The 25,252-nt window shown below is 47.9% G+C and carries 6 protein-coding genes; all 6 read left to right on the forward strand.

What is annotated here, in order from left to right; all coding sequences use genetic code 11:
• From C2M32_RS03950 to C2M32_RS03975, 6 genes are read left to right on the forward strand one after another with little or no spacing between them, the layout of a single operon-like run.
• Window positions 1–2,994: an AMP-binding protein gene (locus C2M32_RS03950; protein ID WP_105167214.1), complete on the forward strand. Its 2,994-nt coding sequence runs from the start codon at window positions 1–3 to the stop codon at window positions 2,992–2,994.
• Entirely contained in the window at window positions 2,985–11,510 is an 8,526-nt protein-coding gene (locus C2M32_RS03955; protein WP_158678107.1) for a non-ribosomal peptide synthetase, read from the forward strand. The genes C2M32_RS03950 and C2M32_RS03955 overlap by 10 nt, the downstream gene beginning before the upstream one ends.
• Window positions 11,507–16,009 (forward strand): MupA/Atu3671 family FMN-dependent luciferase-like monooxygenase, encoded by a 4,503-nt coding sequence (locus C2M32_RS03960; RefSeq protein ID WP_105167216.1) that lies wholly within the window; start codon window positions 11,507–11,509, stop codon window positions 16,007–16,009. The genes C2M32_RS03955 and C2M32_RS03960 overlap by 4 nt, the downstream gene beginning before the upstream one ends.
• On the forward strand, window positions 15,999–20,219 hold the full coding sequence (locus C2M32_RS03965) for a type I polyketide synthase (RefSeq protein WP_105167217.1): 4,221 nt from the start codon (window positions 15,999–16,001) through the stop codon (window positions 20,217–20,219). The genes C2M32_RS03960 and C2M32_RS03965 overlap by 11 nt, the downstream gene beginning before the upstream one ends.
• Entirely contained in the window at window positions 20,164–22,224 is a 2,061-nt protein-coding gene (locus tag C2M32_RS03970) for an amino acid adenylation domain-containing protein (RefSeq protein WP_158678109.1), read from the forward strand. Before C2M32_RS03965 ends, C2M32_RS03970 begins: the two co-directional genes overlap by 56 nt.
• Window positions 22,221–25,247 carry a type I polyketide synthase gene (locus C2M32_RS03975; RefSeq protein WP_105167218.1) on the forward strand — a complete coding sequence of 1,009 codons (3,027 nt, stop codon included), beginning with the start codon at window positions 22,221–22,223 and terminating at the stop codon, window positions 25,245–25,247. The genes C2M32_RS03970 and C2M32_RS03975 overlap by 4 nt, the downstream gene beginning before the upstream one ends.
• The last annotated feature ends 5 nt before the right edge of the window (window positions 25,248–25,252 follow it).

Here is a 25,252-nt window from a genome sequence, read left to right on the forward strand (position 1 = left end):
ATGCCTGAAGCATTTAGCTTAAGATTGGACAATGAACAGGTGCCATTTAGCAATCTGGTAGAGATTGTACAGTGGCACTTGCAGCGTCATCCTGATCGAGAGGTGTTTCAATTTCTTAAAGACGGTGAAGTTGAGTGTCACCCGGTAAGCTATTTTGAATTAGATCAAAAAGCCAAAGAAATTGCAGTGCAGTTGTTGAGTGAAGCTCAGTGTGGAGATAGAGCTCTACTTGTTTTGCAAAATGGAATTGACTTTATTACAGGGTTCTTTGGTTGTTTATATGCTGGCATATGCGCCGTACCTGTTTACCCACCTCAAAATCGCCAAGCATATTTAGAGCGATTAGAAATGATAGCCACGGATTGCCAAGCACGTTTTGTGTTGGGGACCCGTGATTACTTTGATAATGCACAGTCGCGCTTAGAAGCGTTTGAAACGCTCGGCAAGGCAACCAAAATCGCAGTAGATGAGCGTGAAGAAAATACCTCTGGGTATGTATTACCCGCGCTTAACCAAGATAGTCTGGCATTTTTACAATATACCTCAGGTTCAACGTCTGCACCCAAAGGGGTGATGGTGACGCACGGTAACTTGATCAACAACATTGCATCCATGCAAGCATGTTTTGGTCATGATGAACAAACCATCATCGCTTCATGGTTACCTATGTTCCACGACATGGGGTTGATTGGTGCGGTGTTACAGCCAATTTGTATCGGCGGAAAAGTGATTGCCATGACGCCTGCGGCATTTCTACAAAAGCCCATGCGCTGGTTAGATGCAATTTCAAAGTACCGCGCTACTTCCTCTTTTGCACCTAACTTTGCCTATGATCTATGTGTCAGTAAAGCCACAGAAGAAGACCTACAGCGTCTTGATTTATCAACTTGGACAATGGCTCTAAATGGTGCTGAGCCAATCAAGCCAGACACTGTCAAAGCGTTTGCAAACAAGTTTGCGCCGTGTGGTTTACACGCCAACACTATGTATCCTGGCTATGGTTTGGCTGAAGCAACGCTGTTTGTATCTGGTGCTGAGCGCCTCAGTGCACCGCAGTTTTTAGAGGTATCGGTTTCTAATTATCAACATAGAGACTTAGTCAAACCCGCCGCAACTGGTGAAGTCACCAGAGAGCTTGTCAGTTCAGGTATCCCCAGCCCTTACAACGATGTTGTCATTGTTGACCCAGAGGATCACAGCCGCTTAGCAGATGGCCAAGTGGGTGAAGTGTGGGTACGAGGGGAGAACGTGGCCTCTGGATATTGGCAGAATGAAGAAAAAACCATTGAAACGTTCAGAGCCACCATCAGCGGAGAAGGCGATGTTCACTACATGCGTACCGGTGACTTGGGCTTTATTCACCAACAACATCTATTCATTTGTGGTCGTATTAAAGAGCTTATCATTATTCGTGGCGCGAACTTCTATCCACAAAATATCGAGCAAACATTACAAAATAATATTGATGGTCTGAAACCTAACGGTGGTGCAGCGTTTACGATTGAGCATGAGGGTGAAGATGCGCTGGTCATCGTCCAAGAAGTTGAAAGAACTTGGCTTAAAAAAGTTGACCCTGAAGCAGTAGCACAGCAAGCGCGCGCAGCAATAGCCAGCGAGTACGGCTTGTCTCTACATGCATTTGTCATGATCCGCCCGATGACTCTACCAAAAACATCATCCGGAAAAATACAGCGTAGCCGAGCGAAACAATACTTTGAAAGTGGCGAGCTTAAGGTGGTGTCAGAGACCGTATTTGCAAGCGCCTCAACAGGCAGCGATGTGGAACATTCATCACTGGATACTAAGTCACTGACCCTTGGCTCTGAGCTAGCTGATGTGGTGTTGGGATTGGCCTTGTTGATTGCCAATAAAGCCAAGTTACCCGTTGCACAGTTGGATATTGAACAATCGATCATTCATACCGGCTTAGATTCCATTACGCTCAACAGTTTAGTGGCAACGGTCAAGCATGTGTTTGGGGTCACTTTATCGCTAGGTGAATTACTGCAATCGAGCTCACTACTGGACATTGCACAAAACATTGTTACGCAAAGACATTCTGGACAAGGCACCTCATTACTCGCGGTCAATCAGACCAGCCATGCACCACAAGATGTGTTTGATCTCAGTGTTAACCAAATGCAGATGTGGTTATTACATCAAAAAGCACCAAACAGTGCAGCGTACAACGTACCGATGTGTTTACAGGGCAAATTTGATACAGCGAAACTTGAGCGTGCGTTAACGCATATGCTGCAAGCCAATCCTATCTTGCGTACCCAAATCTCCTTTAATGCCCAACAAGATAAGTGGCAGCAACGCATTTTGCCAATGCCTGAAACGGTGTTGGTTGAACATGCTCAAGCGCTAGAATCGCTAGAAGTGGCACGTAGCACCCTTCTTGACGCTGCGAAGCAACCTTTTGATTTAGCAAATGAACCTTGTTATCGCTTTGAGTTATTCAAGCTCGCTGATGGCAGCCAGTGTCTGCTGTTGACCTTCCATCATATGGTGGTTGATTTGACTTCAATGCTGGGGTTAACCAAGCGCTTGTTGGCTGAGTTAAACTCTCAGGATATGGCGCCATTGCACACAGGTGCAAGCTACCAAGACTTTATTGCATGGCAGTGTGCACAGGCTGAATCAGATAAAGGTCAAAACAGCGCCCGTTATTGGCAAGAAAAACTGGCCGCGGATCTACCGGCACTACAATGGCCGATGCGTAACAGTCAACCGGACATGACACCAGGGCAAGGCACATCGTTTGAATTTGCCAGTGACTTTACTACGGCGGAGCTAAATCAAGCATGTCAGCAGCTAGGATGCACTCAAAACAGCTTCATCTTTAGCGCCTATCAACTGTTTTTGACTAAGTTGTGTCATGAACGCCAATTTGCTGTAGGCATTTTGAATACGGGTCGAGTGGCTCCAGAGTTTATTGATAGCACAGGTTACTTCGTTGAACCTCAAGTATTTTGGCCGATGTGGGTCTAAATACTGCATTTCCTGAGTTAGTTGCACAGACGCAACAGCAGTTATTTACCATGATTGAACATGCAGGTAGCTCGCTACAAAGCATGTTGGCGCAAGAAAGCAAGCATGAACAATCGTTACAAACCTTGTTTACCTTTTACCCTCATCAAGAGCATGCCATTGCACCGTTTAATGCAGCTATGGAGCCTCGTTCTATTAGTGGCGGTGAAGCTTATCAACATATTCCTTTGCCTGCTCTAGGGGCGCAGTTCGATTTATCTCTTATAGCGGCCGATGATGGTGAACAATTACAGTTCAGATTCGAATATCACAATGAGTTGTTCAGCGAGCAACATATTGCAAAATTTGCTGAGTTCTTTAGCCATGTGATGCAAGCTTTGGTGAAGCAACCACAGTTGTGCTCGCAGCAGCTTGCTTTGCAACCAGCGCAAACCCATGATCACGGGCTTTTACAAGCTAGCTTCACAAACAAGGAGTTTTCAGCACAGGGCCATGTTCATGAGCTGATCGCGCAACAAGCACAACGTAACCCAGATGCCATTGCTTGTCGTTTTCAAGATGAAACATTGAGCTATAGCCAGCTTGAGGCCAAAGCGAACGGCTTGGCTAAGTTACTGATAGAGAGAACGGCTCATCAGGCGCCAGTGGGAATTTATGCTGAGCGTTCGTTAGAATTGGTGGTTGCTATTGTTGCGTGTTTAAAAGCGGGTTGCCCTTACGTACCCATTGACCCAACTCAGCCAGATGAGCGTGTTGCGACCATCATAGAGACCGCAGCAATTGAGCTGCTGTTAAGTAATCAGCCTCAGTTACCTTGTGATATTCAAGCTATCACGCTGAGTGTAGCCGAGATTGAGGCGTTAGATGCCGAGGCTTTGCCGGTGCGTCCAATCGCTGAAAACGACCTCGCTTACATCATTTTTACCTCAGGTTCGACGGGAACGCCGAAAGGAGTGATGAACAATCACGCTGCAATTCGCAACCGTGTGCTTTGGATGCAAGACGAATATCAGGTTACGCACCATGATGTGATATTACAAAAAACCCCGTATACCTTTGATGTCTCGGTTTGGGAGTTCCTATTACCTTTGATAAGCGGTGCCACTTTGCTGTTAGCAAAACCGCAAGGGCATAAAGACAGTGATTACCTGAGTGATTTAATCGCGGCTGAAAACGTCACACTACTGCACTTTGTGCCTTCTATGTTAGAAGTGTATTTGGGGAATCCAAATACGCAGCTAGCGAGCGTTCGTGACGTGTTCTGTAGTGGTGAAGCCCTATCAGTGGATTTGCAAAATCGCTTTTTTGCACGCTTCTCTCATTGTCGCTTGCATAACCTTTATGGCCCGACAGAGGCCGCGATAGATGTGACCTTCTGGCAGTGTGAGCCAAATTCACAAAGTGCTTTTGTACCCATTGGTCGTGCTATCGATAATATTCAGCTTCACGTGTTGGATGCTGAATTACAACCAGTGCCTGTGGGTTGTTTGGGCGAGCTTTATATTGCAGGTATTGGCTTAGCGAATGGTTATGTTAACCAACCTGAGCTGACGGCTAAAACCTTTATTGATAATCCTTTCTCGGCACAAACAGGTGCCAAAATGTACCGTACTGGTGACTTGGTACGCTACGACCAAGGCGGTGTGATTGAATACATTGGGCGCACCGACTCACAGGTCAAGGTACGTGGTTTTAGAATTGAGTTGGGCGACATTGATGCGCACCTGCTGGCAATTGAGCAAGTGCTCGAAGCCGCGACCATTTTGGTAGGCGAAGGGTCCGACAAGCAACTTGCCTCTTATGTAGTGCTTAACGACGCGCTAAACAGTGATGATATTAAGGCTCAACTAAGTGCAGCTCTACCACAGTACATGGTGCCTACATACATTACGGTTATGGATGCCATGCCAATCAATGCCAATGGTAAGTTAGATAGAAAGGCATTACCGGCACCACAACTGGCATTGAATGAAAGTGCCTATGTTGCGCCAGCGTCTAAAAATGAACAATTACTGGCAAATATCTGGGCACAAGTGTTGAATCTTGATGTCAAGGTGATCAGTCGTACGCACAACTTCTTCGATTTAGGTGGCCACTCATTAGCCGCTGCGAAGGTTGCAACGCTGGCCAAGCTAACGATGCGTAATGTGTTCGATGCGCCCGTTTTAGCAGAGCAAGTAAAGTATCTAGATAATCAGGCTGCGGATGGTCAGGCACCGATTTCAAGAATTGCGCGAGATAGCGAGCGCTTTCCTCTGTCACCTGCACAGTCACGCCTTTGGTTCCTAAACCAATTCCAAGAGTTAGGAGGCGCATACAACATTCCAACTGTGTTGCAGTTAACAGGTCAGTTGGATGTGAATGCCTTACTGAGCAGTATTGAGCAGGTGGTAGCGCGACACGAAATTCTTCGTACTCGCTATGCAAGTGAAGACAATGTGCCTTATCAATACGTTGTACAGGATGCCACGCTTGAGGTAGAGCAACTAGATTGGAGTGACATGAGCGATGCGCAGCGTGATGAAGCCAGAGCACAGTTTATGGCAACACATGCACAAAGTGCTTTCGATCTAGCGTGTGATTTACCAATCCGTGCGGCATTGATTAAAGAGCAGCACGCGCGTTATACACTGTGTCTGTGTTTGCATCACATTGCCGCTGACGGTGTGTCGCTGGCTCTGTTATTAGAGCAGATAAGCGCACACTACACGCAGCAAGATACTGACTTAGCAACAGTGCAGCTACAGTATTTAGATTACTGTCAATGGCAGGCGCAACGCTTATCAAACCGTGAGTTTACCGCTCAACATCTAGAATTTTGGACCGAGCAGCTACAGGGGCTTAAACCTTTACTGCCATTGCCTACAGACCATCCAAGACCGGCGTATCAAACCACGGCAGGCGAGTGTGTGGCACTGAATTTAGATGCCGAGATGGTGGCACAGCTACAGCGTATTGCCTCACAACACAATGCCAGCTTGTACATGGTGCTACTGAGTGCCTACAAACTATTACTGTCAATCTATAGTACCGAGCAAGACATTGCTGTCGGCACACCGGTTTTAGGTCGCCCTCATACGCAGCTAGATGATGTCTTTGGCTTCTTCGCTAACACCGTGGTGCTGCGCAATCAGATAGACAGTTCAGCGACGTTCGAGCAGTTGCTTGCGCAAGTCAAAGAAACCACCTTGGCAGCCTTTGAACATCAGGACTTGCCGCTGGATATGTTGATTGAAGCATTGCAAATCCCACGTAGTTCTAGCTACAGCCCTTTATTCCAAGTGATGTTTAGCTTGGAGCAGCAGCAAGATTTAGCTGGGTTATTTGGACAACAGTTAGACGTAGCCCGTATCGCTCGACTACATCAGGTGGCTAAGTTTGACTTGTCTATGATGTTAGAGCAGCACGATGCAGGCGTAACTGGGTACTTAGAGTTCAATACGGACTTATTCGATAAGCAGACTATTGCACAATTTGCTAAGCATTTTACCACCTTGCTAAGTGCCATCACGGCCTGTCGTAACCTCGATAAAGTTGCACTGAAAGAGCTGAACTATTTAGAGCGTCCAGAGCTTGAGTTGTTAGCGCAGATGAGTGAAGGACCAGCAGCGGTATTCACCAGTGTCACTGAACAATTTGATCAGCAGGTTGCTTGCCACCCTCATAAAGTCGCGGTGTCATGTGGTGACATGAGCCTGACCTATCAACAACTGGCAGAGCGTGCAAATCAGGTTGCCAATGTACTGATTGCAAAAAATATCAGCGGTGCGATAGGGGTCAGTCTCAAACCAAGTTGTGAAGCCGTAGTGGCGTTGCTCGCCGTGCTTAAAGCGGGCGCACATTATGTGCCATTAGATAGCCAGTTACCTGCACAGCGCATGGACCATATCGTTAACGAAAGTGCGATGTCACATGTGCTTGTGGATGACACAACTGAACACGCATTTACTGAGCGCAACGTTGTTAATGTGCAACAAGTGTCATCACAGACTCCTATTGAGCTTGAGTGTAGCAATCATGCAGATGACCTAGCATATTTGATGTTTACTTCGGGCTCAACGGGTACGCCAAAAGGCATCACTATTCGTCATGGCAGCATCACCCGTTTAGTCAAAGATGCGCGCTACGTCACCTTAAACGAACAGACCGTTATGCTCCAAGCTGCATCGCTGTCTTTTGATGCGGCGACCTTTGAAATTTGGGGAGCATTACTCAACGGTGGACGCTTGGTCATTCATAACAATGAAGTGGTTTCAAGCGAATCGTTACAAGCCCTGACAGAGGTGAATACCGCCTGGTTGACGGCATCGCTTTTTCATCAATTGGTTGATGAAAATCCTCATTGTCTGGCCGCGCTTAACCAGTTGTTAGTGGGGGGGGATGTGGTGTCTGCGGAGCATGTTGCTAAAGCCTATGCCTGCAACCCAAACATTCAAATCATTAATGGTTACGGTCCAACTGAGTCAACTACATTTGCCGCGACACATCGAATTGACGCCAAGGCCATAGCTTGCTCACGGGGCAGTATTGCCATCGGTAAACCAATTAATGGTACTCAGTTATATGTATTAGATGCCCATCAGCGCCCGGTACCATTCAATGTGGTCGGCGAGTTGTACATTGGTGGTTTAGGTTTGGCCACGGGGTATATCAATCAACCACAATTGAATGCAGCGCAGTTCATTGAGTGTGCGCCACTGGGCACAGAGGTACAGCGTTTGTATCGCTCGGGCGATTTAGTACGCCGTTTGCCAAGCGGTGACATCGAGTTTGTTGGTCGTGCCGATGAACAGGTGAAGCTACGTGGTTTCCGTATTGAATTGGCAGAAATTGATGCCGTATTAGCCAGTCAAGAGCATGTTGATAACTGCGTTACTTTGCTGGTGGACGATATGCTGGTCAGTTATGTGGTTGCTAAACAGCATGGTGTAGAAACATTGCGCGAACAGCTACAGCAAGTATTACCGAGCTACATGGTTCCAACCTTCATCATTGCGCTTGATAGTTTGCCACTGACCCATAACGGTAAGTTAGACCGCAGAGCGTTACCTGACTACAAAGCATTTATTCAGGATATGAGCGATGATGCGCCAGTGACCGAACAAGAGTCAGCGCTTGCGGCTTTATGGGCACAATTGCTGCCGCTGGGCGAGCAAGCGATAGGACGCAGCAGTGATTTCTTCGCCTTGGGCGGACACTCACTCCTCGCCGCGAAACTGGTTGCCAAGTGCGCTAAAGAGCTGAATATGCAAGTCAGTGTGCGTGAGATCTTTGATAACCCTACACTTGCGAATATGGCGACCAAGTTACAACCTTTAAATGTGGTAACGCCGTTGCGTAAAGCGGATAGAAGCCAATCACACGATTTGTCATATGCACAATCTCGCTTGTGGTTCTTATCTGCAATCGATAATGCCGCCGGCGCATACAATGTGCCGCTAACCATTAAACTGAGCGCCGACACCCACGCTGTGGATATTTCACAGTTACGTCAAGCGGTGTATAAGTTGGTGGCTCGTCATGAGGTACTACGTACTCAATACCGCGTTGAGCAAGGTGTACCAAAGCAGCTGGTAATGACAGCCGAAGCGGCACTTGCGCAGTTGGATGTTCCGCTATATCAAGCACAAGTGCTGACTCAAAGTGTTGAGCAATTTATTCAGACATTTAACGGGGCGTTGTTTGATTTAGAGCACGGCCTACCGATCAGAGCCGCGATTATTCAAGAGACAAGCGACACCGTGTATCTGGTGCTGTGTATTCATCACATCGCCACTGACGGCAGTTCAATGGCGCTGATTGGTCAGGAATTAGCAGAGCTATATCAACAAGATAAAACAGAGCTGGCTTATCAATACTTAGATTACAGCCAGTGGCAGCAAGCAACCTTAGAACAAGGACAGGCACAACAGCAACTGGCCTACTGGGAAGCGCAGCTTGCGCACTTACCACCACGACTTGAATTGCCTGCGGACTATCCACGCCCAGCGGAGCAGTCTTACCAAGGTGCGTGTTTAGAAGTCTCATTACCAGAGCAAGTGAGTGCATCATTGGAGCGTGTTGCCCAAACGCACGGCTGTAGTATGTATATGGTGATGTTGGCAGCCTATCAGTTGCTACTGGCGAAATATGCGGGTGAGCAGGATATTGCGGTGGGTACACCCATTGCGAACCGTCCACTTGCTGAGCTGGAGTCGATGGTGGGCTTCTTTGCAAACACGCTAGTACTGCGCAACCAAGTTAGTGCAACTCAGACATTACCTCAGTTACTTGACGCTACGCGCCAAACAACGTTGTCGGCATACGCAAACCAAGACCTACCATTTGAATACTTGGTAGAGAAGCTACAACCACAAAGAAGTTTAAGTTACAGCCCATTGTTCCAAGTGATGTTTAGCTTGGCGCATGATGATCAAGGTTCATTGCCATTTGCAGGATTGCACGCAGACAAGCAGCAATACGCGCATCAGGTGGCTAAGTTCGACTTGTCATTCATGTTGTCACAGAACGAGGGCGCAATCAGTGGCTACATCGAGTACAGCACCGATCTGTATCGCGCTAGTACCATTGCCAGAATGTGGCGTCACTATGTGTGCATCCTGGAGCAGCTAGAGTCTGCTTGTAATGGGCAGCGCACCGTGGGCAGCATCGTATTGGATTATCCTCATGAGTTGGATGCGCAATATGCACAGCTCAACAGTACCGTGAGTGATGCTTCAGGCTCCGCTCCAATATTGGCCGAGTTATTTGCGCAGCAATGTCAGAAAACACCTAACAAGGTGGCCGTACAAAGTAATGGTGAGCACTTGACCTACGCGGATTTAGCCCTGCAAGTCAATGTGGTTGCAAACCGTATTCTAGCCTCTGGCATTGAGGGAAATTGCCCTGTAGCGGTGTATTTACCTCGCAGTATCGATCTGTTGATCACTTTGCTCGCTATCCAACAAGCTGGTGCCTTCTATGTACCGCTGGACCCGAATTATCCGCCGCAACGTGTGGCCGATATTCTGGCAGATGCTCAGCCTGCTTTGATTGTCACGCAGCATGGTTTAGCACAGCAGTTAACGCATGTTGATACCAAGACGCTCTATATAGATGAAGCCATGTATGTTGCTGACTTTACTGCCAGCACTCAGTTGCCAGCGTCGGTGGATACCGCCTATGCCATCTATACCTCGGGTTCAACGGGTAAACCAAAAGGCATCGCGATTAGCCATCACAATGTGGCGGCGTTAATTGACTGGGCGACTCAAGAATACGATGCACAGCAGCTTAGCCAAGTCTTAGCGGCTACCTCAATTTGTTTCGACCTATCGGTATTTGAAATGTTTGTACCGCTGTGTGTTGGTGGTTGCGTACACATCGTAGACGATGCGCTGGCGCTGGCTAACGGCCAAGACTACAACGGCCTGAGTCTAATCAATACTGTGCCTTCGGCAATGACCGCACTGCTGAGTTTAAACAAATTACCCTCGTCGGTTACCACCATTAATTTGGCGGGTGAGCCGCTGGCCAGAGAGCTAGTCGATGCGCTGTATGAGCGTGCGCATGTGGAACGTGTTTATAACCTGTATGGCCCATCAGAAGACACCACTTACAGCACCTATGTGTTAGTGCCTAAAAACCAACAGGCTAAGCCTACGATTGGTCGTCCAATCAAAGGCACACAAGCGTACGTGATGGACAGCAATCACAACCGTTTACCTATCGGCGTCACGGGTGAGCTTTACTTGGCGGGAGATGGGGTGACGCAAGGTTATCTAAACAACTCAGCGCAAACACAAGCGGCGTATCTAGAGATAGATGGCACACGGATGTATAAAACGGGCGACAAGGTACGCCTGCTAGATAGCTACGAGTTGGATTATCTAGGTCGTATCGATCACCAAGTAAAACTGCGTGGTTTTAGAATTGAGTTGGCTGAAATCGAGCACGTTATCCATGGCATTGATGAGGTTAAACAGTGTGTGGTGGTGGTGAATCAACACCAAGCACAACAACCTCAGTTGGTGGCGTTTGTGACCCTACACGATGCGACCCTAGATACCACGCAGGTGAGCCAACGTATTGCGACCCATATCGCAACACGCTTACCCGATTACATGCAACCTGCACACATCGCAGTGTTAAGCGAACTACCGATGCTGCCTAACGGCAAAATCGCACGCGGACAGCTTGCCCAACATCAGCTAGAGATTGCGGGTAAAAACGCAGGTCAGCGTCCAACAAATGAGTCCGGACAGCAGTTGGCTGCACTATGGGCTGAGCTGATAGGCAGTGAAGATGTCTGTCTGTCGGACCACTTTTTTGAACTAGGCGGTCATTCTTTGCTTGCTGCGCAGTTGGTCAGCCGAGTTGAAGAGCAGTTTGCCGTACAACTAACCATAAAAGATGTTTTTCAACATCCAACATTACAAGCACAAATCGATCTTATCGCACTCCTCAAGGCCTCTATGGATGTTCATTCACAAGCATGTTTAGACGACGAGGTGGAACAACAGGAAGGTAGTATATGAGTATTAATCAGCTATTAAACGAGCTTTCACAGCGCGGTATCAAGCTGTGGGTTGAAGGCGACAAACTGCGATTCAAGGGCCCATCGGAAGGTCTTGATGCAGAACTAAAAGAAAAGTTGGTTGCGTTCAAACCTGAACTAATGAGTTTGTTGTCTAGACAAGCGCAATCATCGGTATCAGAGAGTCACAACGAGTTAGTCATCGACAAAAGTGCACTATCGTTTACGCAACAACGATTGTTGTTCATGAATGACATGTTAGGTGCTTCGGCGTCTTATAACTTGCCAAGCGCTTATCGTCTTGAGGGTCAAGTCGATGTAGCGCGACTCAAACAAACATGGCAGCAATTAACGCAGCGTCACGAAGCACTGCGCACGGCGTTTATCAAACAAGAGGGCGAGTACAAAGCACAGGTACAAGAGAACATCGAAGCACGCTTTGTAATTGAAGATTGTCGCCACGATGCCGCGAGCATTGAGCAGGCTAAACAGCAAGCTGCCAACCATGTGTTTGATTTGTCGAACGGACCTTTGGCTATCATGACGTTAGTTCAAACGGGGTCTGCTAGCCATATCTTGCTACTTAACATGCATCACATCGTGACTGATGGTTGGTCAAATGGCGTGTTGTGGCGCGAGTTTTGGCAGCTCTATCATGCTCAAGAGGCGCTAGGTGCTGACCCAGTTGCTGCGAGCTATGCCAACTTTGTTGCTTGGCAAATGGATTGGCTGCAAAGCCCACAGTTTGAGCAACAACAGCAATTTTGGTTGCAGTATTTACAAGACGCGAATACATCACTGGACTTACCGCTGGATTTTGCGCGTCCTGCAACCCCTGACTATTGCGGCAAAGTCGTGCCATTTGAGCTCAGTGCGGATACCGCAGATAAATTGGCGCGTTTTAATCAGCGCCATGGTTCATCGGCATTCATTACTTTGCTTTCATCGCTGTTTTTCTTGCTTGGTAAATATACTGGACAAAAGGACATTTGCATTGGCACCTCGGTTGCGAATCGTAAAAAGAGCGATTGGGAATCGGTGATTGGCTTTTTCTCAAATGTGATTGTGCTAAGAGGCCAGCTTGAAGACGAACAAAGCTTAGCCCAGCTTACCCTAGCTGTTCGAGATAGTGTGCTCAATGCATTTGAACATCAGGATTTCCCGTTTGAAAAAATCGTCGAGAAGTTACACCCAGAAAGAAGTCTAAGCACCAACCCGTTGTTTCAGGTGATGTTCAACTATGAGCAAGAAGAAGCAGGGGATAGTGCATCAGCTACAGGGTTGACTGTGACGGGTGAGCCGCTGACACAAGAAGCCTCTAAGTTCGACCTGACAGTGACGGTTAAGCGTCAAGGTGACAAATTATACGGTGGTATAGAGTACGCAACCGCGCTATTCAAACACGATACCGTTGAGCGCTTAGCCCAGTTGTATAGTCAGGTGCTGTCGCAGTTGTTAGACAATGACGCGCAGCGTTACGCTGATTTAAGCCCGCTCAGTGAAGATGCTCAGCAGCATATTTTGTCAGACTTTAATGGCCCAGACCTCGCGTTTGACTGCCAGACAACGATTGAACGCGTGATCACCGCAAAAGCGCAGCAAATGGGGGATACGGTAGCCCTACAAGATCACCAACAAACGCTCAGTTACAACGAGCTGATGCAGCGCGTGTCGGTGATGACACAAAGCTTGTTATCACAGGGCGTTGAAAAAGGACAGTTTGTCGGAATAGCACTAGATAGAAGTGTTTCAATGGTGGTGGCGATGCTTGCAGTAATGCGCTGTGGCGCGGCTTACATTCCCATTGATGTGAACTTTCCGGCCAATCGTAAACAGCAGATCTGCGATGATGCACAGCCTGCTTGTGTGATCACAGCGCACAAAGACGAAGCTGACGTGTATTGGTCATGTCCAACACTGGCGCTCAGTGAAGTGGATTGGCACGCTGGCACCCCTTGCAACAACGCTGCTTTACCTGAGGTAGACGGTGAAGATCTTGCTTACATGATTTATACCTCTGGCTCAACGGGTAAACCAAAAGGGGTCATGGTAAGCCATGCGAACGCCATCAATCTTTTCTGTGGCTTAGACCATTCACTGGCTGAGACTTTTGACAAGGTAGCGGGCCAGCCAATCTTCCGTGCACTTACCAGTATTTCCTTTGATATTTCGGTACTGGAGTTGTTCTGGACATTGGCGAATGGCTTTAAGGTCATCATAGAACAAGACCATTTTACTTCTTTAGCACAACAAAGCACGGCGAAGCGTAAGTCTACGCAAGTGAATCAGGCGGCCAAAGCACTTGATTTCAGCATGTTCTACTTCGCGTCTGACCAGACAACAGAGCAAGGTAAATATCGCCTTTTAACAGAGGGCGCCAAGTTCGCTGATGACAGCGGCATGAGTGCGGTGTGGATCCCTGAGCGTCACTTCCATGAGTTTGGTGGACAATTTGCGAACCCGTCGGTTGCCGCTGCGGCAGTCAGTATGATCACCAACAATATCGAGATCCGCTCTGGTAGTTGCGTGTTACCACTACATGACCCAATTCGCGTTGCGGAAGAGTGGTCTATGGTAGATAACCTTTCTAATGGTCGAGCTGCGATGGCTGTGGCGTCGGGCTGGCACTTCAATGACTTCGTGCTTCAGCCAGATAACTTTGCCGAGCGTCATCAAATATTAAAAGACAGCATCGAAACCGTTAAACACCTATGGCAGGGCGGTGAGATCACGCGCATCAATGGTAAAGGGACGGAGTCGAAAATAAAAATTCACCCGCAACCGATCCGTAAAGCATTGCCGATGTGGATCACCGCGGCGGCCAACCCAGAGACTTTCCGTTATGCCGGTGAGATTGGCGCTAACGTGCTAACGCACTTTTTGGGACAAAGTCGCGAAGAGTTGGCAGAAAAAATCGCAATTTACCGTCAAGCGCGTGAACAACATGGTTTTGATCCTAACGCAGGTAAGGTGACGCTGATGCTACACACCTTCTTGTCAGATGATCATGACGCTGCCATGAAAGCCATCGAGACACCGTTTAAGAATTACCTCAGAACGTCATTGAACCTATTACTGCCGGTGGCGGAAAAAACAGGGCTGGATACCAAAGAAGATCTTGAAGCCGTTGTGGAAGCAGGTTTTCAGCGTTATGCCAAGCACAGTGCCTTATTTGGTTCACCGGAGTCGAATCTGGAGATGCTCAATGAGTTAGGCAACATCGGGGTCAATGAAATTGGTTGTCTTATCGACTTTGGTGTTAATGAAGATGAAGTTATCGACAGCTTCACACACATTAAAGGCTTGATGGATATGCTGCGTAGTAGCAGCAGTGATGCAGTGGCGCTGGCTAGCGACAATGCGACCCATATTCAATGTACGCCTTCGTATGCACAGCTGTTACTAGAATCAGAAACGACCCGCGCAAGTTTGTCTAACATTCAGGGCTTTCTTGTGGGCGGTGAGGCGTTAACAGCAGATCTTGCTCAGCAAATCCAGCAAGTGATCCCAGGCAAGCTATTCAATATGTACGGACCGACAGAAACCACCGTTTGGTCGGCAGTCAGTGAAGTACAGGGCAAGGATGTGAGCATCGGCTTGCCCATCGCAAACACACAAATGTATGTGCTCGATAAGGCGCTTAAACCTGTGCCATTCGGTGTGGCTGGCGATTTATATATTGCCGGAGAGGGGGTGACCAAAGGCTACTGGCGTCGTCCCGAGTTGACACAAGAGCAGTTTGTTTTTAACCCATTCTCAGCCGCTGGTAAGCATGATTTGTATCGTACTGGTGATGTGGTACGCCGCAATCCTAATGGTACCTTGACCTTTGTTGGCCGCGCGGACAATCAGGTGAAAGTACGTGGTTATCGTATTGAGCTGGATGAGATAGCTAAGCTGCTGAATGACCGCACAGATGTTGCACAGGCGTTTGTTCGTGTACATCGTGCTCAAGGTCAAGAAGCAAAAATCTTTGCGTATGTACTACCGCAACTTGGCCAAACACTCAAGCGTGAAGCACTCATGGATGCACTCAGTACTAGTCTTCCTGACTACATGGTGCCTTCAGCATTGTTTGTCCTAGAGCAACTTCCTTACACCCCAAATGGCAAGGTGGATATTAAAGCCTTACCCACACAAATACAGACTTCACCAGCGAAGCTGGTGCCCATTGCAAATGACACCGAATTCAAGGTGGCTGAGATTTGGAAAGCGCTGCTCAACCTAGAGCAAATCAGCACCAAAGAAAGCTTCTTTGAGTTGGGCGGCCACTCATTGCTGCTTGGCAAAATGCAGCAGCAAATCAAAGCCGTCTTTGATGTCACGATAGAACTTGTTGATTTGTTTAAGTACCCAAGCATTTCAGCGTTGGCAGAGCGGATTTCAACAGAAAAAGGTGCAAGCCAACAACACTCGAAGCGGAGCGGTCGCACGGTAAACCGTTCATCTATTAATCATTTCAGAAATAACATGAGACAGAGAAATCAACGTGGAAAATAACAACAATATAGCACCAAACCAAATCGCGATCGTTGGCATGGCAGGTCGATTCCCTTCTGCAACGAGCGTAGATGAATATTGGCAGAACTTAGTCGCAGGTAAACAGTCATCAACAGAGTTAACGGATGAAGAATTACGTAACTCAGGTGTACCAGAGGAGCTGATCGCCGATCCAAATTTTGTGAAGAAGTCTTATATCGTCGATGCTGTGGATCAGTTTGACGCGAACTTCTTTGGCTTTACCGCCCGTGATGCACAGATCACCGATCCGCAACAACGTATGTTACTTGAGTGTAGCTACGAAGCGCTGGAACATGCAGGCTACAGTAACGAGAAGTACGAAGGCTTAGTTGGCGTTTATGCGGGTGTTGGCCCAATGGCGTACTACATTCGTAATTTATTGCCAAACAAAACACTCTTGGACTCTGTGGGCACGCTACGCATGTCTATCGGTAACGAAAAAAGCTTTGCGGCAACGATGGTCTCGTACAAGCTTAACCTCAGAGGGCCAAGTATCAACGTCGATACTGCTTGTTCGACATCGCTGGTGGCTATTCACCAAGCGTGTCAAAGCCTGTTGTCATACGAATGTGATATGGCGTTAGCGGGTGGGGTGTGTCTAGATACGCCGCAAAAAATCGGTATGCATTACACCGAAGGCAGCATCATTTCTCCTGATGGTCGTTGTAAACCATTTGATGAAGACGCCAAGGGCACGGTAAAGGGCAATGGTGCCGGATTACTGGTATTAAAGCGCTTAGAAGATGCGCTTGAAGATGGCGATACGATTTATGCGGTTGTTAAAGGCTCAGCGGTTAATAACGATGGTGCATTCAAAGTAGGTTATACCGCATCAAGCGTTGAAGGTCAGGTGGATGTGATCAGCGAAGCGCTTGCGCGTGCCGATATTGACCCGAGCAATATGCGCTTTGTTGAAGCACACGGTACAGGCACCATTTTGGGTGATCCAATCGAAGTGAAGGCGCTGAGCGAGGTGTACAGTAACTACACAGATAACAAGCAATTTTGTGCTATCGGGTCGGTGAAAGCGAATGTTGGACATCTCGATATTGCAGCGGGTGTTGCTGGGGTGATTAAGTCATCCATGGCGATTCACACCAAAACATTGCCAATGAATATTAACTTCACGGCACCTAACCCAAACATCGACTTTGCGAACAGTCCGTTTTTCGTTAACACCGATAACTTATCACTACAAAGTGACTCAGAAATCGTTGCGGCGGTCAGTTCATTTGGTATTGGTGGCTCTAACGCACACCTTATTTTGGGAGAAGCACCACAACTGGTCAGTGACGAAGCGAATCGTCCACAACAGCTCATCGTTGCTTCTGCAAAAAATGCCACCTCACTCAATATGCAGTTAAGCAAGATTGCCGAGCACTTAACACAGACACCAGATGTGGATCTGGCGGATTTTGCTTACACCTTACAAGTGGGTCGTAATGAGTACGAACACCGCGCAATTGTCGTAGCAAGCAGTGCAGAGCAAGTCGCTGAAGCGATTTCACAAGGCTCAAGCCAAGTCATCACGGCGCACAGTGAATGTGAAGATGCCAATGTTTACTTCATGTTCCCAGGTCAAGGGGCTCAGCATGTTGGTATGGCCAAATCTTTGTACCAACAAGAAGCCTTGTTTCAGTCAGTGGTTGATGAGTGTGCAGCCCTGTTCGAACAGCATTTAGGGTTTGATATTCGTAGTCACCTGTTCAGTGAGGACAGCGATGCGGACTTGACCTCAACTCTGCTATCACAAACCGCGCTATTCACCATCGAATATGCGATGGCGAAATTATGGCAAGCCAATGGTATCGAAGCGACCGCCACGATTGGTCACAGCTTAGGTGAGTATGTTGCTGCATGTTTAGCGGGGGTGTTTAGCCTCGAAGATGCGGTGAAGCTCGTTGCAGCACGCGCTACTTTGATGAACAAAGTGGCCGCGGGTTCAATGCTGATGATCCAACAAGGCGAAGAGCAGGTGAGTGCTTACTTAAATGAGCAGATTTGTCTAGCTGCCGTCAATGGTGATGCCATTTCTGTTGTGTCTGGTGAAACAGACGCCATCAATGCATTACAGGCACAGCTACAAGCACAGAATGTGGATTGTCGCATTCTACATACCTCACATGCATTCCATTCACACATGCTTGACCCAATCCTTGAAGAGTTTAAAGCCGTACTGGATGGCATGACCTTTAACGCCCCAGTTAAGCCATTTATTTCTAATGTCACTGGCGATTGGATTGAAGTATCGCAAGCGACATCACCAACCTATTGGGTGAACCATTTACGTGGCACCGTACAGTTTGCCAAGGGGTTGAACACCTTGTTACAAGACCCTAAAGCGGTGTTATTGGAGGTGGGTCCAGGTCAGGTGTTATCAACACTGGCTAAACGCAGCTTTAAAGTTAAAAACAGCATCGCCAGTGCGCGTCATGCAAAAGATCAACGCTGTGATGTAGATACTTGGCTACGTGCCTTTGGTGCACTTTGGCAGGCGGGTGTGGCTGTGGATTGGTCGATGCTACATCAAGGCACTTTCCGTCGTCGAGTAGCAGCGCCGACTTATCAATTTGATAAGCAAAGTTATTGGATTGGCAATGATGCGCAAGCAACACAAGATGTTGAGAACGTGGTATCGGCAGCGCCGCAGCGAGAGCAGCAGACCCACACTGACGGTGGGATTGACGCGGCTGTAGCACGTATTTGGCAAGACGCATTTGGCATCGACAAGGTTGATTTAAGTGAAAACTTCTTCCAGTTGGGGGGCGACTCATTGTTGGCAACCCAACTACTGTCTCGCATTCGCCAAGAGCTAGACGTACAAGTGACGCTCAGTGAACTATTTGAATCAACTGACTTAGCTGACTTCATTGCGATGGTACAAGGCCATGCCGGTGAAGACGAAGAAAGTAAAGCAAGCAATCTGAAAATCTCAGCGGTTGAGCCAGACTTAGAGAATCGTTACAAGCCATTCCCTCTTACCGATATTCAGCAAGCATATTGGGTTGGGCGTAGCAGTGCGGTTGAGCTGGGTGATGTATCGACCACCATTTATCTGGAAGTGGAAATTAAAGCTGGCGAAGTCGCTAAGTTTGAGCGCTCATGGAACCGATTAATTGAACAGCATGAAATGCTTAGAGCCATTTTTTTAGACAGTGGCGAGCAACAGATTTTACCAGCTGTACCACACTATGAGTTTGACATCATTGATGTGTCTAACTGCGATGAAGCGTCCGCACAAGCCCAAGCCATGGCGCTACGTGAGAAAATGTCACATCAGGTTTTACCCTGTGACACTTGGCCGCTATTCGATATTAAAGCGATTCAGTACAGTGAAAAATCGTTCCGCCTATGTATCAACATTGACGTCCTCATTGTCGATGCATGGAGCATGAACATGATCATTGAACAGTGGCTACAGCTGTACCACAAGCCTGAAACGCAATTGCCAAAACTGGACTTCTCGTTCCGTGACTATGTAGTAGCAGAGCACTCGTTAAGAGAAACAGAAGCGTATTACCGCAGCGAACAGTACTGGTTTGACCGCATCGATTCACTACCGAATGCCCCTAAACTGCCAATGGTGACGTCACCTACATCGGTCAAAGACGCCAAGTTCGAACGTTTTAATTACGATATGGAAGCCACCCGCTGGCAGCGTTTGAAGCAAAAGGCGCTTGCTAATGGTGTAACGCCAAACAGTGTTCTGATCAGCGCATTCTCAGAAGTACTCTCTATGTGGTCTGAAAGTAGTCACTTTGCATTGTGTTTAACCAACTACAACAGACATCCATTCCACGCTCAGGTTGATGATATCACGGGGGATTTCACGTCGTTGACCATCCTAGAGATAGACAACCAGCTAGAAACGCCGTTTATTGAGCGCATAGGTGCAACACAAACACGGTTATGGAAAGACCTTGATAACCGCTTGGTCAGTGCGGTGCATGTATTACGTGAGATGAGTAAACGTCGCAATGAGCGGGTGATGTTGCCCGTGGTATTCACCAGTACCTTAGGTGGCCGAGCGCTTGAACATGAGCAGACCCAAGAAGATTTTGCACAAGAGGGTTATGGCCTGAGTCAGTCATCTCAAGTATGGCTAGACCCACCAAGTGCTCGAATGGCAAGGCATGTTGCGATTCAACTGGGACAGCGTCGCTTCGCTATTCCCACAAGGCATGATTAAGAGCATGTTTGATACTTACTGCGCGTTCTTAGAGCAGTTGGTTGATAACGATGATATCTGGAACGCAGTGACCCCTATTCGTCAGGCAGAAATTGCCCCGCCAATGGAGTGTAAGCAGTTTGAGGATCATATCTTACATCATGGTTTACAGCGTTTAGCGAAAACCCATGGCGAGTCATTCGCTATTGCTTCGGCTGGCGATGAACTCAACTACGCACAGCTAGACAATGTGGCTGATCACATTGCCACTCGAGTTCATGAACTGGGCGTAGAAAAAGAAGAGTTGGTTGCCGTCATTATGCCTAAAGGTTGGCAGCAAGTGGCTGCGACCCACGGGATCTTACGAGCGGGTGGCGCATATCTGCCAATCGATCCTGAGTGGCCAGAGCAAAGACAGCAAGATTTAATTGAGACCACTCAAGCGAAGGTGGTGATCACCTTAGTTGAATATGCGCAGCACTTCAGTGCGTGGCCGGTGTCAGTGATTGGTGTTGACTCACAGTGGCAACACAGCAAGCCTGCACAGTTAGTGAATGCAGACGTGCAACCGGAAGATCTGGCATATGTGATTTTCACATCAGGTTCTACGGGCAAACCAAAAGGGGTAATGATTGATCACCGTGGTGCCATGAACACCATTTCAGACATCAACGAGCGTTTCAATGTAACCGCTAAAGACCGTATTTTTGGCCTCTCGGCACTGAGCTTCGACTTGTCAGTATACGATAATTTTGCCCCTTACTTTGTGGGAGCTGGCTTAGTTATCCCAGCGGGTGAGCAAATTAAAGACCCAAGTGGTTGGAATAGTTTACTGACGCAGTACGAGGTGAGCGTATGGAACACCGTACCGGCACTGTTCCAAATTTTGGCTGAGTATCAAGAGCACGCAGGTGTGAACTTCCCAGCCTTGCGTCTGGCGATGCTCAGTGGTGACTGGATCCCACTGAACCTACCGACGGATGCCCGACAAAAGCTTAACGATAAGTTAGAGATCATTAGCTTAGGTGGTGCAACCGAGTGTTCTATCTGGTCAGTATTCTACCCAATTGATGAAGTGAAGCCGCAGTGGAAGAGCATTCCTTATGGTGTGGGCTTAACCAATCAACGTCTGTATGTACTCAATAAGCAACTCGACGAATGTCCGGTGGGTGTGACGGGTGATATCTACATTGCGGGTGTCGGTCTTGCACTTGGCTACTACAAAGATGAAGAGAAAACCAATGCGCACTTTATCGTTCATCCAATAACGGGTGAAAGACTCTATCGAACCGGTGACTGTGGCAAATACTTCGCGGATGGCTGTATTGAGTTCCTAGGCCGTAACGACAATCAGGTGAAAGTAAACGGCTATCGCATCGAATTAGGTGAAATCGAGTCTGCGATTCGTGACTGTGGCTTGTTTGAAGATGTGGTGGTAGTGGCACAAGGTAGCAACAAACCGGGCGCACACACTAATACGCGTCTGATTGCTTACTTGTTAACGAACTCAGACGGTGCGTCAGTTGCTAACGCGGAAGCGCAACTGGTGTCGCTACTGGCAGACAAGATCCCAAGCTACATGATCCCAAATGCCTACGTGACGTTGGACAAACTGCCACTTACAGCGAATGGCAAAGTAGATAGAAAAGCGCTGGTAAGTCAGGAAATCAAGGTGACTTATACTCGCGAAAAGATAACGGCTAAAAATGACACCGAGCGCCGTATTGCAGGAATTTGGGCAAGTGTGTTGGGTTTTGATGACTTCAGTACCGACGACAACTTCTTCGAAATTGGTGGAGATTCCGTGTCGATTTTGAAAGTGCATCAGCAGTTGGTGAAGGAATTCGGTTCCGGTCTGACGGTGGTCGAAATGTTTAAGCATCCAAAGATTGTCGCGTTAGCACAATTTATCGACACCCTTGCTCCAGTAGCACGTTCTAAAGATGACCTAAAAGCAAAGGCAAACAAACAAAAAGCCGCCCTTGGCAAAAAGCGCAGCGCGTCAAAAAGGAGAGTGAACTCATGAGTCAATACAAATTAAATACAACTCACAATGATGAACAAGCATTGCCTGAAGAAGTTGCGGTTGCGGTGATTGGCATGGCGGGTCAGTTTCCTGGCGCCGAGAACGTTGCCGAGTTTTGGGACAATCTCTCGAAAGGGGTTGAGTCTATCGCCCGTTTATCGGATGAAGACTTACGCCGATGTGGCATAAGCGACGAGCTGTTAAATAACAAATCGTATGTTAAAGCAGGTGCTTATTTAAAGAATTCAGACATGTTCGACCCTGAGTTTTTTGATATGACACCCAAAGAGGCGGAGATCACCGACCCACAGCATCGTGTACTACTTGAATGTGCCCACGATGCAATGAGCGATGCCGGTTATGTTGGAGAGCAATACGATGGTGCTGTCTCAGTGTATGCGGGAATTGGAGTGGACACTTATTTGTTGGGCAACATCATGCCCAACCCACAAATTCTCAACGAAATGGGGATGTATCAGTTAGTACTGGGCAACGACAAGTGCTATGCGGTATCGCGTATCTCTTACAAGTTGAATTTGACAGGTGCTTCGCTGTTGGTTGATACCTCCTGTTCAACCAGCTTGGTATCTATTGTGATGGCCTATAAGAGCCTGCTCAGCTATGACTGCGATATGGCGTTGGCGGGTGGTGCAAAAGTAAATGCTTCCGAGGTTGGATACCTGTATGAGCCAGGCAGCGTAAACTCGCCAGATGGTCATTGTCGTGCATTCGATGCTCAAGCATCTGGTACGGTGTTTGGTAACGGTGTAGGTCTGTTATTGATGAAACGCCTTGAAGATGCCATTGAAGATAAAGACAACATCATAGGCATTATCCGTGGTGGTGCAATCAACAACGATGGCTCTGATAAAGTGGGCTTCACGGCCCCAAGCGTTGCGAAACAGCGTGATGTGATTGAACAGGCATTAGAATTTTCAGAAGTGCCTGCACAGTCTATCTCTTATGTTGAAGCACATGGTACAGGTACTCGTTTGGGTGACCCAGTTGAGATTGGTGCACTGAACGAAGCCTTTGCCGATTGTCCAGCACAAAGTTGTTACATTGGCTCTGTAAAAACCAATGTGGGTCACCTAGAAACCGCCGCAGGGGTAACAGGTGTGATTAAAACCCTGTTATCAATGAAAAATGACACATTGCCAGCGACATTGAATTATGAAACGCCGAACCCTGCTATCAACATTGAGCAAACGCCGTTTAAAGTAGTGGCTCAGAACACGCCGTGGGCACGCACAGATAGCCCCAGACGCGCTTGTGTTAGCTCATTCGGTATTGGCGGAACCAACGCCCATGTTATTTTGGAAGAGCCGCCTGAGCGTGAATATCCAGCCGAGCCGGGCAGCGAATTGTTATTGTTATCTGCCAAATGTGGTAAAGCGCTGAAGCAGTCACAACACAATCTTAGTGCTGCATTGCCACAAGTTAAATCACTACAAGATGCGGCTTATACCTTGGCCGTTGGCCGTAAAGCGTATGCTCATCGCAGCTATGCAGCGGTGAATGACAAAGGAGCGGTGACATTCGCCCCTGCCAATGAGTTGACAAAAGCGGTCAGTAAAGTGGCTTGGGTGGTCCCTGGGCAGGGCACTCAATATGTGGGCATGTCACGTGATTTGCACCGACGTTTTGATGTGTTTAGAAACACATTTGAGCAATGTTGTGAGCTAATTGTACGTCAAGGTGGTCAAGATATTCGCCATCTCCTGTTGGCTGAAACCGCCGAACCGTCCATGCAGCAACAGATCACGCAAACTGAGTATGCTCAGCCTGCCATTTTTGTTCATGCCTATGCCATGGCAAAACAATTACAGGCGATGGGTCTTGAACCTGAATTGATGTTAGGTCACAGCTTAGGTGAGTATGTGGTGGCTTGTTTAGCGGGCGTACTGAGCCTTGATGACGCCATCAAACTGGTACTCACACGCGCACAATTGATGAACCAAGTTACAAGCGGCGCAATGCTGTCGATTAGTGCTTCATTGGATGTGGTTCAGAGTGTTCTGGCTCAGGCAAGTGCTGACCAGATTGATATTTGCGCCATCAATAGTGCGAAATCTATAGTGGTGGGTGGCACACACGAAGCCATTGATAGTTTGTCTACGCTGTTAAATGACAAGCAAATTGATAATCGTAAGCTGGTGACATCTCATGCCTTTCACAGTCATATGCTGGAACCTGTGCTGGGCGAGTTTGAAGCAGCGGTTCGTGATATTACCTTCCACGCGCCACAAATGCGTTATGTATCTAGCTTAAATGGCCAACTGGTCAATACACAGATGGTGTGTGAGCCAAAATATTGGGTGCAGCACCTACGCCAAACGGTTCAGTTTGGTAGCGCGGTTGCCACCCTAATCAGCGAAGGGGTGGACTGTGTGTTTGACCTTGGTCCTTCGAACACGGCAGCCATGCTGGTACGAGATAACGTGACCAGTGCTTGCGCTATTATTCACTGCGCGCCAAACGTCAAACAGAAAACAGCGAGCGATTTAGTCCTACTAGAAGCCATTGGTAAGTATTGGAGCCTTGGCGGCCACATTGATTGGCAAGACTTTTACGCCAACCGCGATTGCTACCGCACCTCTTTACCAGGTTACCCATACCAAAAACGTCGTTGCTGGATTGACCCAATTCATAGCGAAGCGGCACCTAAGGTTGCGCAGCAACCAGCCCCAGCACCAGCAGAGCCGGTGAAAGAGTTAGACATTAGCGATGAACAAGGCGCACCACGCAATGCGACCGAAGCCATGATTGTAAAAATTTGGCAGCAATTGCTTGGGGTAGAGTCTATCGCCATCACCGATAACTTTTTCGACCTAGGTGGACAGTCATTGCTGGCCTCTCGTGTGATCAGTTGTATCTACGAAGAGACGGGCCTAGAGGTCGATGTAAGTGCCATATTTGAATCACCAACCGTAGAGGCCTTGGCCTCAGTAATCGTTGAGCAACAGCTCAGCTCAACAGACAGCGAAGAACTAGAACGTTTGTTACTTGAACTAGAAGAGTAAACACC

It is taken from the genome of Pseudoalteromonas sp. T1lg23B (assembly GCF_002964665.1).
Lineage (GTDB): Bacteria > Pseudomonadota > Gammaproteobacteria > Enterobacterales > Alteromonadaceae > Pseudoalteromonas.

Coding starts and splice junctions, on each gene's coding strand:
- C2M32_RS03950 (WP_105167214.1), top strand. CDS start 1: ATGCCTGAAGCATTTAGCTTAAGATTGGACAATGAACAGGTGCCATTT.
- C2M32_RS03960 (WP_105167216.1), top strand. CDS start 11,507: ATGAGTATTAATCAGCTATTAAACGAGCTTTCACAGCGCGGTATCAAG.
- C2M32_RS03970 (WP_158678109.1), top strand. CDS start 20,164: ATGTTGCGATTCAACTGGGACAGCGTCGCTTCGCTATTCCCACAAGGC.
- C2M32_RS03975 (WP_105167218.1), top strand. CDS start 22,221: ATGAGTCAATACAAATTAAATACAACTCACAATGATGAACAAGCATTG.